We start from the raw sequence: 15366 nt of genomic DNA on the forward strand, positions 1-15366 counted from the left end.
CCACGCAAGGGCGACCAGCCGCCCCACGAGGCCTGGTTGCGGTCGGGCCACTCGGGCTCGACCAGGTCGCGCAGGACCAGGCCGGCACCGGTGAGCTCGCGGACCCGGTCGCCCAGGGTGCGGTGGTGCTCGACATAGCTCGCCTCGCCGTCGGAGTCGGCCTCGACGTAGGGGGTGCGGTCGAAGTACGACTGACGCACGGTGAGACCGTCCGGGCCGGGGTCGTCGGCGAACGCCCATCGGAACGGGTGGGTGGTGGAGAACACGAAGCGCCCGCCCGGGCGAAGGACGCGGGCGGCCTCGCGCATCAGGGCCGCGGTGTCCGCGACGAAGGGCACCGCTCCGTATGCCGTGAAGACGACGTCGAACGACTCGTCGCCGAAGGGGAGGGCCAGGGCGTCGCACTGGGCGAGGGGCACCGGACGGTCCGGCGGGGTGACCCTCAGGTTGAGGTCGACGCCTTGGCGCAGCATTCCCGCCGAGAGGTCGGTGGCCACCACCGTCGCCCCCTGCCCGGCGACCCATCGGGCGCACTGTCCCGCTCCTGCACCGATCTCCAGCACCTGGGCGCCGCTGACGTCGCCCAGCAGCCTCAGCTCCGACTCGCGCCACCCCTCGGGACCCCACACGAGCTCCGAGTCGCCGAGGAACGAGCCGTGCTCGGCGTAGTAGTCCCGTGCCTCCGCGTCCCACCAGGAGCGGTTCGCGGTGGCGGTCTCCTGGGTGCCCGCCGCCCTGCGGCTGACCTGCGCGGACTCGCTCACCGGCATACCCTTCCCGTGCTCCGTCGTCGGGTGCTGCATTTTGACCCTGCGGGGACACCATCGGTAGGGTGGTGGGGCACATCCGTGTGCTCACACACGCTGTACTCGTAAACCCAACTATTCATGTCCACCATCGGAGTTCCTACTACATGACTGCCAGCACGGTCGAAAAGACCGCCCCTCAGGTTGCCATCAACGACATTGGCTCTGAGGAAGACCTCCTTGCCGCGATCGACGCGACCATCAAGGACTTCAACGACGGCGACATCGTCGAAGGTGTCATCGTCAAGGTCGACCGGGACGAGGTCCTGCTCGACATCGGCTACAAGACCGAGGGTGTCATCCCCTCGCGTGAGCTGTCGATCAAGCACGACGTCGACCCCTCTGAGGTCGTCAGCGTCGGCGACGAGGTCGAGGCCCTGGTCCTCCAGAAGGAGGACAAGGAAGGCCGCCTGATCCTGTCCAAGAAGCGCGCCCAGTACGAGCGCGCCTGGGGCACGATCGAGAAGATCAAGGAGGAGGACGGCGTCGTCACCGGCACCGTCATCGAGGTCGTCAAGGGTGGTCTCATCCTCGACATCGGCCTGCGTGGCTTCCTGCCCGCCTCCCTCGTGGAGATGCGGCGCGTGCGCGACCTCCAGCCCTACGTGGGCAAGGAGATCGAGGCCAAGATCATCGAGCTCGACAAGAACCGCAACAACGTGGTCCTGTCGCGCCGTGCCTGGCTCGAGCAGACCCAGTCTGAGGTGCGCACGACGTTCCTCAAGGAGCTCCAGAAGGGGCAGGTCCGCTCTGGCGTCGTGTCCTCGATCGTCAACTTCGGTGCGTTCGTGGACCTCGGCGGCGTCGACGGCCTGGTGCACGTGTCCGAGCTGTCCTGGAAGCACATCGACCACCCGTCCGAGGTTGTCGAGGTGGGCCAGGAGGTCACCGTCGAGGTGCTCGACGTCGACATGGACCGCGAGCGTGTCTCCCTGTCGCTGAAGGCGACCCAGGAGGACCCGTGGCAGCACTTCGCCCGGACCCACGCGATCGGTCAGGTCGTCCCGGGCAAGGTCACCAAGCTCGTCCCGTTCGGTGCGTTCGTGCGCGTCGACGACGGCATCGAGGGTCTGGTCCACATCTCCGAGCTGGCCGAGCGCCACGTGGAGCTGCCGGAGCAGGTCGTCACCGTCGGGTCCGACATCTTCGTCAAGGTCATCGACATCGACCTCGAGCGTCGCCGGATCTCGTTGTCCCTCAAGCAGGCCAACGACGACAGCGCGCCCGTCACCGAGTTCGACCCGACCCTCTACGGCATGGCCGCGGAGTACGACGAGCAGGGCAACTACAAGTACCCCGAGGGCTTCGACCCCGAGACCAACGAGTGGCTCGAGGGCTACGAGACCCAGCGCGAGAAGTGGGAGAAGCAGTACGCCGAGGCCCACCAGCGCTGGGAGGCCCACAAGGCCCAGGTCGAGGAGGCCACCAAGGCCGACGCCGAGGCTGCCGCCAACGTGGGCGCCGCGACGTCCTACTCCTCCGACTCGAGCTCGAGCTCGGACTCGGGCAGCAGCGACTCCGGTCGTCCGGCTGCTCCGGCCTCCGAGGGCACCCTGGCCTCGGACGAGGCCCTCGCCGCACTGCGCGAGAAGCTCACCGGCAACTGAGCCCGCTCACGCGGCACACGGACGTATGCCGCGTGCACGGCTTCGAGAGGCCCGGTCCCCTTCGCGGGGGCCGGGCCTCTTGGCATCGCCGGCCGCACGCCCGGCGGGTAGCGTGCTGGTCATGCCTCGCACCATCGCCACGAACACCTCCGTCGACCGGGAGGGCCTGCTCGACTTCGTGCGGCCACGCCACCAGATGGTCCTCATGACGACCCGCGCGGACGGCCGGCCGCAGGCGTCGCCGGTGACGGGTGGGGTCGACGACAGTGGCCGCCTCGTCGTCTCGACCTACCGGGAGCGCGCCAAGACGGCGAACGCCCGCCGACGCCCAGAGGTCAGCGTGCTCGTCCTCTCCGACGACTTCGGCGGCGCCTGGGTCCAGGTCGACGGCGAGTGCGAGGTGCTGGATGCGCCTGAGTCGGTCGAACCGCTCGTCGAGTACTTCCGGGACATCGCGGGGGAGCACCCGGACTGGGATGAGTACCGCCAGGCCATGCTCGACCAGGACAAGTCGATCCTGCGGATCACCCCGACCCGGTGGGGACCGATCGCCACCGGCGGCTTCCCGGCTCGTCTGGCCGACTGAGATCCCCTGCTGGGGCTAGGGTGGGCGCATGCTGCGCGTGGGACTGACCGGGGGTATCGGATCCGGCAAATCCACTGTGGCGCAACGACTTTCCGAGCGCGGTGCCACCCTCATCGACGCCGACCAGCTGGCCCGCGAGGTGGTCCAGCCCGGCAGCGAGGGGCTGGCGGCCATCGCCGCCCGGTTCGGCGACGACGTCCTCGACGACGCGGGTGCGCTGAACCGGCCCGCTCTGGGCGCCCTGGTGTTCGCGGAGGCGCGGGCGCGCCAGGACCTCGAGGCGATCACCCACCCCCTCATCGCGCGGCGCACCGCGGAGCTCTTCGCCGCAGCCCCTCCGGACGCCGTCGTCGTCCACGACGTGCCTCTGCTCGTCGAGAAGGCCATGGGTCCCGCGTACCACCTGGTCGTCGTCGTCGGTGCCGAGCAGGAGCTGCGCGTCAAACGCCTCATGCACGCCCGCGGCATGACCGAGGCCGACGCCAGGAGCCGGATCGCCAGCCAGGCCACCGACGCACAGCGCCACGCGGCCGCCGACGTGTGGCTGTCCAACGACGGACCCAAGGACGAGCTCTTGGCGGCAGTGGACACGCTGTGGCGGGAGCGGCTCGTCCCCTTCGAGGCGAACGTCCGGTACGGCCGCCGCTCCCACCGCCCTGAGAGTCTCGAGCTCGTGCCGTCCGACCCGGCGTGGGCGGCGCAGGCCGAGCGACTCCTGGCGCGGCTGCGGCTCGCCTTCGGCGACGTGCTCGTCACGGCGGACCACGTGGGGAGCACCGCCGTTCCCGGCCTGCTGGCCAAGGACGTCATCGACCTGCAGGTGGGGGTCAGGAGCCTCGACGACGCGGACGGCGAGGCGGTCCGGGCGCGCCTGGACGCCGCTGGCTTCCCCCGAGCCGAGGGCGTGTATGCGGACTTCGACCGTGGGGGGGAGGGCACCTGGCCCAAGCGCATGCATGGCAACGCCGATCCGGGGCGCGTCGCGCACATCCACGTGCGTGAGGCGGGAAGCCCGGGGTGGCTCTGGGCCCTGATGTTCCGCGACTGGATGCGTGCCGACCCCTCGGCCATGGCCGAGTATGCCGCCGAGAAGGCGCGCCTCGCCCGGGCCGGCTTGACCGCCAGCGAGTATGCCGAGGCGAAGGAGCCGTGGTTCGACGCGGCCTACCCCCGCGCGCAGGCCTGGGCCGCCGACACCGGATGGGAGCCGTAGGGGCTGCCTGGTCACCGCAGCCGGCGCTCCTGGGCCACCGGGATGAGCGGCACGGCGGCAGCGGCGAACACGGCGGCGGCCGCGAAGGCCGCGGCATACCCGCTGGTGGTGATGAGCAGTCCGGCCCCGGGTGGGACCGCCGCGGCAACCAGGAACTGTCCGGTGTTCTGGACCCCCAGCGCCCGGCCGGACCATCCGGACCCTGCCCGCTCGGCCACCGAGGTGAAGGCCAGGCCGTTGTCGGCCACCGTCACCGCGCTGGCGAGCACCATCAGGGACACCGCGACCCCGCTGCGCAGACCGGCCGCGACTCCCAGAGCGAGCATGGTGGCCACCGCCGCCACGGCGACCCACCGCAGGGGCCGCATGCGGCTTCCGACCAGGTCGGAGACCTGACCGGCGGCGATCCGCCCACCCGCGCCGAGCACCTGGGCCACGGCGACCATCACCCCGGCGGCTTGGGCGGACCAGTGCCGGTCGCTCACCAGCCAGGTCAAGGCATAGGTCCACACCACGAACTGCGGCACCACGAGCAGCATCGAGACGCCGTGGACACGGACGAGGTAGCGGTCGGCGCGGTAGGGCCCCGGCTCTGGCGTCGGGGCCGCTTCACGGCCCTCGCGGGGCGGGTCGATGACGACACCTGCGACCAGAGCCAGTGCGACCACCGCGGCAACGGTCGGGACGGCGAGCCCGGCGACCAGCCCGTGACGGTCCGCGAGTGCGGCCATGGTCAGAGCCGCCAGCCCGACTCCGAGCGGTTGAGCCATCTGCCGGATGCCCATGGCCAGCCCCCGGCGGTGGGCGGGGAACCAGCCCACGACGACGCGACCGCTCGCGCTGTTGGCTGCGGCTGCGGCTGCGCCCGCCACGAACAGGGCTGAACCCAGTCCCCACGGTCCGTGGACCGTCATGGCACCCGCCCCGGCGGCGGTCGTCAGACCGAGACCGGCGAGCAGGGCCGATCGCTCGCCATGACGGTCGGCGAAGGCTCCCCACGCGACGAGGGTGAGCATGACCCCGACCATCGGGGCTGAGGCCACGAGGCCGGCCTGTGGGAGGCTGAGCCCCTCCCGCGCGCGCAGGACCGGGATGAGGAAGGCAGGCCCATGCATGGCGACCGCAGCCGCTGCCTGGGCGGTGGTGCTGGCGGCCAGCATGGCCCAGCGGCGTGCTGGACCTACAGCTCGTGGCCGCGATGGGGAGCTCACCCGGACAGTCAAACGCGTGGGGCGCGCCGGTGGCCGGGGCGTCTCACCGCATCCTGAGACCCGGCTGTCGGTGACACGGCATACCGTGGACCCATGCGGCCCACGACTGACCTGCAGCGCACGGTGGCTCCCTTCCAGGTGGTCTCCGAGTTCCACCCCGCCGGTGACCAGCCGGCGGCCATCGCCGACCTGGCCCGCCGGGTGCGGGCCGGTGAGAAGGACACCGTCCTGCTCGGAGCCACCGGCACCGGCAAGTCGGCCACGACGGCGTGGCTCATCGAGCAGGTGCAGCGACCGACCCTGGTGATGGCGCCCAACAAGACGCTGGCCGCCCAGCTCGCCAACGAGTTCCGTGAGCTGCTGCCGCACAACGCCGTCGAGTACTTCGTCTCCTACTACGACTACTACCAGCCCGAGGCCTACATCCCGCAGACGGACACCTACATCGAGAAGGACTCGTCCATCAACGACGAGGTCGAGCGGCTGCGCCACAGTGCCACCAACTCGTTGCTGACCCGACGCGATGTGGTCGTGGTGGCGTCGGTGTCCTGCATCTACGGGCTCGGCACCCCGCAGGAGTACGTCGACCGGATGGCCCGGCTGCGCGTCGGCATGGAGGTCGACCGTGACGAGCTGCTGCGCCGCTTCGTCCAGATGCAGTACACCCGCAACGACCTGGCCTTCACGCGGGGCACGTTCCGGGTGAGGGGGGACACGGTCGAGATCATCCCCGTCTACGAGGAGCTCGCGGTCCGCATCGAGTTCTTCGGCGACGAGATCGAGCGCATCTACACCCTTCACCCGCTCAGCGGCGAGATCATGCGCGAGGAGACGGAGATGTACGTCTTCCCGGCGACCCACTACGTCGCCGGCCCCGAGCGGATGGAGCGCGCCATCCGCGGGATCGAGCTCGAGCTCGCGGACCAGCTGGCCGCCTTCGAGAAGCAGGGCAAGCTGCTCGAGGCCCAGCGTCTGCGCATGCGCACGACCTACGACATCGAGATGATGCGCCAGGTCGGGTCCTGTTCCGGCATCGAGAACTACTCGATGCACATCGACGGCCGAGCCCGCGGGACTGCCCCCAACACCCTGCTCGACTACTTCCCCGAGGACTTCCTCCTCGTCATCGACGAGTCGCATGTGACCGTCCCCCAGATCGGCGCCATGTACGAGGGTGACATGTCGCGCAAGCGCATGCTGGTCGACCACGGGTTCCGGCTGCCGTCGGCGATGGACAACCGGCCGCTGCGCTGGGAGGAGTTCCTCGACCGCATCGACCAGACCATCTACCTGTCCGCGACCCCAGGACCCTACGAGCTGGCTCAGAGCACCGGTGTCGTCGAGCAGATCATCCGCCCCACCGGCCTGATCGACCCGGAGGTCATCCTCAAGCCCACCAAGGGGCAGATCGACGACCTGCTCCACGAGATCGGCGAGCGTACCGCCAAGGATGAGCGGGTACTCGTCACCACGCTCACCAAGAAGATGGCCGAGGACCTCACGGACTACCTCCTCGACAAGGGGGTGCGGGTCCGTTACCTGCACAGCGAGGTCGACACGCTGCGCCGGGTGGAGCTGCTGCGTGAGCTGCGGATGGGGGAGTACGACGTCCTGGTCGGCATCAACCTGCTGCGCGAGGGCCTGGACCTGCCTGAGGTCTCGCTGGTCAGCATCCTCGATGCCGACAAGGAGGGTTTCCTGCGCTCCGCTCGGTCGCTGATCCAGACCATCGGTCGCGCTGCCCGCAACGTGTCCGGCCAGGTGCACATGTATGCCGACAAGGTCACCCCGTCGATGCAGGAGGCCATCGAGGAGACCCAGCGGCGCCGTGAGAAGCAGATCGCGTACAACCTGGCCGCCGGGGTCGACCCCCAACCCCTGCGGAAGAAGATCGCGGACATCACCGACCTGCTCCAGCGCGAGGACGCCGATACCGAGGCGCTGATGGGCTCCGGGCGAGCCCAGTCGCGCGGCAAGGGCGGGGGCGGTCGTGGCGGTCGGGGCGCCCTCCAGGCCGATGCCGGCGTCGCGAGCGACCGGGTCCGCAACCTGCCGGCCAACGACCTGGCCAACCTCATCCAGGAGCTCTCGGCACAGATGCACCAGGCGGCCGCCGACCTGCACTTCGAGCTGGCCGCCCGGCTGCGCGACGAGATCGGCGACCTCAAGAAGGAGCTGCGGCAGATGTCCGCAGCGACACAGTGAGGGCCCGGCGGTGACGCCCGAGGAGCTGCGTGAGCACTGCCTGGCCAAGCCGGGGGCGTGGCTGGACCAGCCGTGGGACGGGGACCACGTCGTCAAGGTGGGCGACAAGATCTTCGTCTTCCTGGGCCGTGACTCGGTGGGGCTGAAGTGCGGCGCGACTCGGGTCGAGGCCGACGAGTGGGTGTTGCAGTATCCCGACGACGCGTCGGTCATGGCCTACATCGGTCGCTCGGGCTGGAACACGTTGCGGCTGAACGGCGCGATCCCCGATGAGGAGATCAGGGAGGCCGTCGATGCCTCGTATGACACCGTGGTGGCCAAGCTCCCGAAGTCCCGGCGCCCCACGCAGGGCTGAGCCGGCAGGGGAGGGGCGCCACCGACGGAGGGCCGGGTCCCCCCGATGTAGGCTCTCTTTCTGTACATCGGAGGGCCGGGTCCCCCCGATGTAGGCTCTTTTTTTGTACATCGGAGGGGAGTATCCCCACACGCGGCGTCCTCGTCATCACGGTCGGCTGCCACGCACTGAAGCCAGCTGCGCGGCATACGACCCGGGGAGCCGGTCCGCACCTCACGGGGCGGGAGAGACCTCCGGCCACTGTCTAGTGTCCGGAAGGGTCCGACCTCATGACCGCATTGGTGACCGCTGCCGATCCCGATCGCATGCAGGTGTCGACCTGGGCGTGGTTCGCCACGATCGGGGTCATGGCCGCCGTCCTGGTCTTCGACGTCGTCGTCATTGCCCGGCGACCGCACGTGCCGACCACCAAGGAAGTCGGGCTTGCGCTCGTCGCGTACGTCGGTGCGGCCGTGCTCTTCGGCGTCGGGGTGTGGTGGTTCACCCACGACGCGCATGGGACGAAGCTCATGACGGAGTACTACGCCGGGTGGCTCACCGAGTACTCGCTCTCGGTGGACAACCTGTTCATCTTCCTGCTCATCATGGCCAGGTTCGGCGTGCCCGAGAAGCTCCAGCAGTCCGCCCTCATGATCGGCATCATCATCGCCGTCGTGCTTCGCGGCCTCTTCATCGCGGTGGGGGCGGCAGCGATCAACCGGTTCTCCTGGGTCTTCTACCTCTTCGGTGCCTTCCTCGTGTACACCGCGGTGAAGCTGGCCCGAGAGGGCAACCCCGACGAGGACGGGTACGAGGAGAACCGGTTCATGGCCTGGGTCGAGCGCCGCTTCCCCACGACCGACCGCTACGACGGCGCCAAGCTGTTCACCCGGGGCGCCGGTCGGCGGCTCGCGACGCCGATGTTCATCGTCATCATGGCACTCGGCACCACCGACCTGCTCTTCGCGCTCGACTCGATCCCGGCCATCTACGGCCTCACGAAAGAGCCCTACCTCGTGCTGACCGCCAACCTGTTCGCCCTCATGGGCCTGCGGCAGCTGTACTTCCTCATCGGCGGGCTGCTCCGGCGGCTGGTCTACCTCAGCCGGGGCCTGGCGGTGCTCCTCGCCTTCATCGGGGCGAAGCTCGTCCTGCACGCGCTGCACGAGAACACGCTGCCCTTGCTCAACGGGGGCCAGCCGGTCTCGGCCGCGCCCGATATCCCGATCTCCGTGTCGCTCGGAGCGATCGTGCTGATCCTCGGGGTCACCACCGTCGCCAGCCTCGCGAAGTCCCGGCGTGATGCGCGCACGCCGACCTCACCCTCCTGAGGTGGCCGGATCCTTGCGCTGGTCGGCACCCATGACCAGAGCGCTCGCCAGCACGACCATGCCCATGCCGGCCAGCTGGCTGGCGTTGAGGCGCTGACCCAGCACCAGGAAGCCCGCCAGCGCGGCGGCCGCCGGCTCCAGACTGAGCAGGATCCCGAACGCGCGCGCACTCAGCCGCCGCAGGGCCACCAGCTCCAGCGAGTACGGCAGTACCGACGACAGGACGGCGATGCCAAGTCCCTTGGCGACAGCACCGGCGGACCAGGTGGGCACGCTCTGGATGCCGAACGGCAGGACCAGGACCAGCGCCACCGCCATGGCCATGGCCAGCCCGTCGAGCCGCTGGAACTCGCGGCCCGCCCGCCCACTGGCGAGGATGTATCCCGCCCAGCAGGCGCCCGCGAGAGCAGCCAGTCCCAGCCCGGCCCACTGCAGGTCCCCCCACGGTGTCTGTGGAACCTTGGCGATCAGCACGACGCCGACCGCCGCCGCGCCGACCGAGACCAGGTGACGCAGCCGTCGGGCCAGGATCGTGGCCAGCGTGAGCGGGCCGAGGAACTCCACCGTGACGGCGACCCCGATGGGCAGCCGGGCCAGGGACCCGTAGAAGGCGAGGTTCATCAGCCCCAGGGTCCCCCCGAACGCCAGCACGGTCAGCAGAGCCGACCGAGCATGCCCGCGCCAGGTGGGTCTGGCGATGCCCCAGAGGATCGCGGTCGCGAACACCAACCTCAGCGTGACCGATCCCGCGGCGCCGATGGCCGGCACCAGGGTGGCAGCCAGCGCACCCCCGAACTGGACCGAGGCCACCGCGGCCAGGACGAGGACCAGGGGCGGCGCCGGGGCTCCCTGGAGTCGGTGCGGCCGCATGTCGTGGACTCTAGTGAGCCGACGACCCTCGTCAGGCGACCGGACCGCCGGAAGGCTCACACGCGAGTACAGGTACCCGGCACCGGCCGAAGGCAACGGGCCTGACCTGTGCGGACACCTAGTTCCTATTGACTATTGCTGGCCCTCTTTTTGGCGTCCTACGTTTGACGGGTCGCGGCATCATTGCTCGTCTCACAGGGGGTGTTGACAGCAAGCCGCGGGGTGTGAGGGATCGACATGGCTGCAGTCCTCGAGGAGTACCAGCGCCCGGTCGCTGGGGGAGAGATCGACACGATCCGCGCTTTGCTGCATGACTTGAGGCAGCCGCTCGCGGCCATCCTCCTGCTGGCGGGGACGGATGCGGGCGACGTGAGCCGCAAGCTGGAGGTGATCACGGGACAGGCTCGCTGGCTGGCCGATCTCGTGGAGACGGTCCTCAGCGAGGCTTCCGGCGACGACGTCGGCAGCACGGACATCGCCCCGCTGGTGGAGGGTGTCGTGGCCCGGGCCAGCACGACGGCGGAATGCGCCGTCACCCTTGAGGGCCCGGACGCGTTGGAGGTCTGGGCGCGGCCGGTGGCGCTCAGCCGCGCGGTCGCGTGCGTGCTGGACAACGCGATCCGCGCCGCCGGGGCGCACGGTCGGGTGTCCGTGCGGATGTACACCGACATCGACGGCACGCACGTCTCGGTCACCGACGACGGTCCCGGTCTGGGCAAGGTCGCCGGGCGCACGTCCTTGGGCCTGACCACCACGCGCGCGATGGTGGCCGCCTGTCAGGGGTCGTTCCAGCTGCACTCGGGTGAGCGCGGGGGCGCGGTGGCGGATATCTGTCTCACCGGAGCCCGGCTGCGCTCGGTCGCGTCATGAGGATCGTCGTCTGCGACGACCACGTCCTCCTGCTGGAGGCGCTCGGAATGGCCCTCGAGGCCAGCGGTCATGAGGTCGTGGCGCTCGCCAGCCACCCCGACGAGGCAGTGTCTGCGGTCGGGGAGCACCACCCGGATGTCTGCCTGCTCGATGTGAACTTCCCCGACGGGACCTCGGTCAACGCGATCCAGCGGGTCCGGGCCAGCTCTCCCGACACCAAGGTGGTCATGCTGTCGGCCGAGGCCGACCACACCATGGTCGGCAAGGCCATCGCCGAGGGCGCCTCGGGCTATGTCGGCAAGGAGAAGCCCATCGTCGAGATCGTCGAGATGCTCGACCGGGCCGTGCGCGGACAGCTGGCCGTGGAGCCGATGCTGCTGCAGAGGGCCCTGCGGCCGCACAAGGGGACGGACGACCCGCTCTGGGCACTGCAGTTCCTCACCGACCGCGAGTGGCAGGTGATGCGGTGCATCATGGACGGGCAGACCACCGAGGAGATGGCCGAGACGCTGGGCGTCCAGCGGAGCACTGCTCGCACCCACGTCCAGAACCTGCTGACCAAGCTGGGCGTCCACTCCAGGCTCCAGGCCGCAGCCCTGATGTCCGCGCACGGGTCCACGGAGTCGTGGCCGGTCCACCTCAGATAGAGCTCGAGCCTCCCGCCGATGACGGAGGAGGACCTCCCGCTCCAGCCCGGTTCGCCTGGCGCCGTGAGGTGTGACGCTTGGACCCATGACGGCGACGACGCGGGTCGTGATCGTGGATGACCACGAGGTGTTCGCCGACGCCGTGACCGTCTATCTCTCGGATTACTCGGATCTCGAGGTGGTAGCCATCGCCACGAGCGCCGCCCGGGGCATGGCCCTGTTGTCCACCGTGCCGTTCGATGTGATGGTGCTGGACCTGGCCCTGGACGGCGAGGACGGCCTGACGGTCGCCCGTGAGGCACTGCGAGTCCGTCCCAACGCGGGCATCGTCGTGACCACGTGCCTGGACTCGGACGCGCACGTCGTCGAGGCGGTTCAGCTCGGAGTGCGGGGGTGGGTGCCCAAGACCTCGACCGCCGCGACCCTCGTCGACGCGATCCGCGGAGTCGGGCGCGGGGAGACCAGGATCCCCGCCGAGCTCCTGGCCGCTGCGCTGATGACGCTGACCCGAGGTGGTCCGATCCCGATGGAGCCCTCGCAGGGGGTCGGGGAGCTCACGAGCCGCGAGCTGGAGGTGCTGGGGTGCCTGGTCGAGGGGCTGAGCCGCACGGAGATCGGTGATCTCCTGCACGTCTCGCCCAACACCGTCCGCACGCACGTGCAGAGCATCCTGCACAAGCTCCAGGTACACAGTGCCCTCGCTGCGGTGGCCATCGCCCGGCACGCCGGTGTCCCGGGCGCGGAGCTCTCGGCCGCCCGGCACTGACCTCAGGCCCCCTGGGGGAGCTCTGGCAGCGGACCGTCGGCGCGCACGCCCGCCGGGTCGCGGCGGGCCAGCCACAGGAGCAGGCCGGCAGGCGTGCCGCTGACCGTCACGCCGTCGCCAGGGGCGCCCCCGACCGTCGGACTGTCGACCGTCGCGGCTGACTCCCGGGCCACGGACCATGCACCTCCTGTGCTGCTGCGCAGCTCCAACAGAGGCCTCTGCGGATGACGGCGGAGCCGAGCCACGGCGTCGTCGACGAACCGGTGCAGCAGGTCGTCCTCCACGTCCTCGAAGGTGAACCCCGCGTCGAGGTCGACGTGATGGAAGACCAGCTCGCGCAGCCGCAGGAAGGGCAGCGTGCGCGCCTCGACCTCCAGGCCGCCGCGCATCTCGACCAGATCGGTGGCCAGCGGCCCCGACAGTGCTTCGAGCCGGGACGCCAGTGCCTCGGCAGTGCGCACCAGGTCCTCGGCCAGCTCGCGGGGTGGACGCCCCGCACCTGCCGCGATGTCGGCGTCGCGCGCCCGCGTGCCGCCCGGGTACATCCGCTGCGGCTCACCGGTGACCGCCCACTGCGCCAGGCGGTCCACCGCCTCGGCGTTCCGGGCGACATGGGTCAGGACGTGCCCGCGGCTCCAGCCCTCGCAGAGGGACGCAGCCTGGACGTCATCGAGGTTCCGAGCGGTTGCGACCAGCCGTGCGGTGTGGTCGGCGACGAGGGAGAGGTCGTGAGCCATGTCCGTCACGGTATCCGCTGACCGGCGCCGGCGGCCCCCTGCGACTCGGCCTGGGCGAGCGCGTGGGCCGCGCCGATGAACGCCAGGTGGGAGAAGGCCTGGGGGAAGTTGCCCACCATCCGGCGGTTCGCCGGGTCGTACTCTTCCGAGATCAGGCCCACGTCGTTGAACAGGCCGGCGAGCCGGTCCATCAGCTCGCGCGCCTTGGTCACCTGGCCGCACATCGAGTACGCGCTGACCAGCCACCACGAGCACGCGAGGAACGGGTGCTCGTCGCCGGCCAGGCCGTCGACGCCACTCTGGGTGCGGTAGCGCAGGAGGAAGCCGTCCCGCATCAGGTCCTCCTCGATGGCGGCGACCGTGCCGAGGACGCGGGGGTCGTCGGGAGGCAGGAAACCGACCATGGGGATGAGCAGCAGGGACGCATCGACGTCGGTGGTGTCGTAGTGCTGGGTGAAGGTGGTGCGCCGGGCATCGAAACCCTTGCTGAGGATCTCGTCGCGGACCTGGTCACGCAGGTCGCGCCAGCGGTGGACATCGCCGGGGAGCCCCCAGTCCTCGACGCTGCGGACGGCACGGTCGAAGGCCGCCCACACCATCACCCGAGAGTGCGTGAAGTGCCGCAGCGGGCCGCGGATCTCCCACAGGCCGTTGTCGGGCTCCTGCCAGTGGTCGGCCAGGTGGTCGACCAGCGAGCGCTGCATCGCCCATGCCTCGCCGTCGACCTCGAGCCCATGCCGACGGGCCTCGTCCAAGGCGATCATGACCTCACCCAGCACATCGGACTGTCGCTGGTCCACTGCGGCGTTTCCCACGCGCACCGGGCTGGACCCGGCATACCCGGGCAGGTAGTCCAGGCTGCGCTCCGGCAGCTGCCTGGCCCCGTCGATGGCGTACATGATCTGGAGGTCCTCCGGGTCGCCGGCCACCGCACGCACCAGCCAGTTGCGCCACAGCCGCGCCTCGTCGACGAAGCCGGAGCGCATCAGGGCCTGGAGGGTCAGCGAGGCGTCCCGCAGCCAGCAGTAGCGGTAGTCCCAGTTGCGTTCGCCGCCGAAGTCCTCGGGCAGGCTGGTCGTGGGTGCCGCGACGATGCCCCCGAACCGGGAGTGCGTCATCGCGCGCAGGGTGAGCAGGGAGCGGACGACCAGGTCGCGGTAGGGCCCGTCGTAGTCGCAGCGCGCAGCCCAGTCGTCCGAGCGGCGGATGGTCTCGGCGATGCGCGAGTCGATGTCGAGCGGCGGGGGGACCGGGTCGTAGGAGGGGAACCAGGTGAGCGAGAACGTCTGGGTCTCGCCGGCCCTGACCTCGAACTCGTCGCGGTGGCGTCCGTCGGCGGCCTTCGGCAGCCGGCTCCCACGAAGCACGAGCATGTCGGGGCCCGCCACCGCGGTGATGACGTCGTCGTCCAGCCGGTGGCCCACGCCGTGGGAGACCCAGGGCCGGACCCGCCCGTAGTCGAAGCGCACCACCCACTCGTGCTCCATGGTGACGGTGCCGCGCAGGCCCTGAACGCTGCGGATGATGTCGGCACGCCCGTCGCCGACGGGCATGAGGTCGAGCACCTTGACTGCCCCGGTGTCCGTCACGTGGACCGTTTCGAGGACGAACGAGTTCTCCAGGTAGCGGCGGGTGCTCCGCGCGGGGCCCTTCGGGCCGAGCAGCCACCGGCCATGTTCCGGCGTACCGAGCAGAGCCGCGAAGCACGCGGGCGAGTCGAAGCGGGGCAGGCACAGCCAGTCGATCGACCCGTCACTGCCGACCAGCGCCGCCGTGTGCCGGTCGCCGACGAGGGCGTACTGCTCGAGAGGCAGAGGCACGGCTCTTCCGGCTCAGGAACGGACGGTGCGAGCGACGACCGCTCCGGCGGCCGCGAGGGCCCCGGCGGCCGCGACGCCGTGGTGACGGCTCAGCCAGGCCTGCGGGGACCGCGCGTGCGACGTGTCGTCGAAGCGCCCGTGCGCGCCGTGATCGGCTCCGCGCGGGCCGTCGACCGGCTCCCACAGGTTGACCGGCGCGTCGGACGGGTTGGGCTCCTCGGTCTGCTGGCTCCCGAAGCCGGTCCTCGCCAGGTAGCGGTCCAGCAGGCCCGGCGCGACGGCGTTCGCGATCAGGGTGAGGGCGGTGGTCTCGCCGCACCAGTACTCGCGGCGCTGCGGGTGGTCGGCCGCGTACACGATGCT

Annotated in this window: 14 protein-coding genes and 1 pseudogene; 9 read left to right on the top strand and 6 right to left on the bottom strand. The window is 70.4% G+C overall.

Annotation, left to right across the window (positions count from 1 at the left end):
- Positions 1-770 (bottom strand): class I SAM-dependent methyltransferase (locus tag VGN50_RS09695; protein ID WP_327444569.1); only part of this gene is annotated, 770 nt, incomplete at its 3' end.
- A 143-nt stretch (positions 771-913) separates the two neighbouring features.
- On the opposite strand from VGN50_RS09695, the gene rpsA reads away from it, so the two are divergent.
- The 3 genes from rpsA to coaE all read left to right on the top strand — a co-directional run bounded on the left by rpsA (position 914) and on the right by coaE (position 4212).
- The gene (gene rpsA / locus VGN50_RS09700; RefSeq protein WP_327444557.1) at positions 914-2413 is read left to right on the top strand and encodes a 30S ribosomal protein S1; all 1500 of its coding nucleotides are present in this window, start codon (positions 914-916) and stop codon (positions 2411-2413) included.
- 121 nt (positions 2414-2534) lie between these two features.
- Positions 2535-2999, top strand: a complete 465-nt coding sequence (locus tag VGN50_RS09705) for a PPOX class F420-dependent oxidoreductase (RefSeq protein ID WP_327444558.1) — start codon at positions 2535-2537, stop codon at positions 2997-2999.
- A 28-nt stretch (positions 3000-3027) separates the two neighbouring features.
- Positions 3028-4212 carry a dephospho-CoA kinase gene (gene coaE, locus VGN50_RS09710; protein WP_327444559.1) on the top strand — a complete coding sequence of 395 codons (1185 nt, stop codon included), beginning with the start codon at positions 3028-3030 and terminating at the stop codon, positions 4210-4212.
- An 11-nt stretch (positions 4213-4223) separates the two neighbouring features.
- On the opposite strand, the gene VGN50_RS09715 is transcribed toward coaE, so the two are convergent.
- Positions 4224-5372 carry an MFS transporter gene (locus VGN50_RS09715; protein WP_327444560.1) on the bottom strand — a complete coding sequence of 383 codons (1149 nt, stop codon included), beginning with the start codon at positions 5370-5372 and terminating at the stop codon, positions 4224-4226.
- A gap of 144 nt (positions 5373-5516) precedes the next feature.
- On the opposite strand from VGN50_RS09715, the gene uvrB reads away from it, so the two are divergent.
- The 3 genes from uvrB (at position 5517) to VGN50_RS09730 (ending at position 9293) form a co-directional block, all read left to right on the top strand.
- Positions 5517-7628, top strand: a complete 2112-nt coding sequence (uvrB, locus tag VGN50_RS09720; protein ID WP_327444561.1) for an excinuclease ABC subunit UvrB — start codon at positions 5517-5519, stop codon at positions 7626-7628.
- A 10-nt stretch (positions 7629-7638) separates the two neighbouring features.
- Complete coding sequence (locus VGN50_RS09725) at positions 7639-7983, top strand: MmcQ/YjbR family DNA-binding protein (protein WP_327444562.1); 345 nt, start codon at positions 7639-7641, stop codon at positions 7981-7983.
- A gap of 305 nt (positions 7984-8288) precedes the next feature.
- Entirely contained in the window at positions 8289-9293 is a 1005-nt protein-coding gene (locus tag VGN50_RS09730; protein WP_327444570.1) for a TerC family protein, read from the top strand.
- On the opposite strand, the gene VGN50_RS09735 is transcribed toward VGN50_RS09730, so the two are convergent.
- Positions 9282-10163 carry an EamA family transporter gene (locus VGN50_RS09735; protein WP_327444563.1) on the bottom strand — a complete coding sequence of 294 codons (882 nt, stop codon included), beginning with the start codon at positions 10161-10163 and terminating at the stop codon, positions 9282-9284. The two genes, VGN50_RS09730 and VGN50_RS09735, sit on opposite strands and share 12 nt — an antisense overlap.
- Positions 10164-10400: 237 nt before the next feature.
- Between VGN50_RS09735 and VGN50_RS09740 the strand changes: the two genes are divergently transcribed.
- The 3 genes from VGN50_RS09740 to VGN50_RS09750 all read left to right on the top strand — a co-directional run bounded on the left by VGN50_RS09740 (position 10401) and on the right by VGN50_RS09750 (position 12446).
- Positions 10401-11033 (top strand): HAMP domain-containing sensor histidine kinase, encoded by a 633-nt coding sequence (locus VGN50_RS09740; RefSeq protein ID WP_327444564.1) that lies wholly within the window; start codon positions 10401-10403, stop codon positions 11031-11033.
- Complete coding sequence (locus VGN50_RS09745) at positions 11030-11680, top strand: response regulator transcription factor (RefSeq protein WP_327444565.1); 651 nt, start codon at positions 11030-11032, stop codon at positions 11678-11680. Before VGN50_RS09740 ends, VGN50_RS09745 begins: the two co-directional genes overlap by 4 nt.
- An 85-nt stretch (positions 11681-11765) precedes the next feature.
- Positions 11766-12446, top strand: coding sequence for a response regulator transcription factor (locus VGN50_RS09750; protein ID WP_327444566.1), 681 nt, complete (start codon positions 11766-11768; stop codon positions 12444-12446).
- 2 nt (positions 12447-12448) lie between these two features.
- On the opposite strand, the gene VGN50_RS09755 is transcribed toward VGN50_RS09750, so the two are convergent.
- The 3 genes and pseudogenes from VGN50_RS09755 to VGN50_RS09765 form a co-directional block, all read right to left on the bottom strand.
- Positions 12449-13183 (bottom strand): maleylpyruvate isomerase family mycothiol-dependent enzyme, encoded by a 735-nt coding sequence (locus tag VGN50_RS09755; protein ID WP_327444567.1) that lies wholly within the window; start codon positions 13181-13183, stop codon positions 12449-12451.
- 5 nt (positions 13184-13188) lie between these two features.
- Complete coding sequence (locus VGN50_RS09760; protein ID WP_327444568.1) at positions 13189-15003, bottom strand: glycoside hydrolase family 15 protein; 1815 nt, start codon at positions 15001-15003, stop codon at positions 13189-13191.
- A gap of 12 nt (positions 15004-15015) precedes the next feature.
- Positions 15016-15366 (bottom strand): annotated as a pseudogene (locus VGN50_RS09765) (short-chain dehydrogenase); the annotation flags it as partial.

Origin of the sequence: Pedococcus sp. (assembly GCF_036000045.1) — a bacterium.
GTDB lineage: Bacteria > Actinomycetota > Actinomycetes > Actinomycetales > Dermatophilaceae > Pedococcus.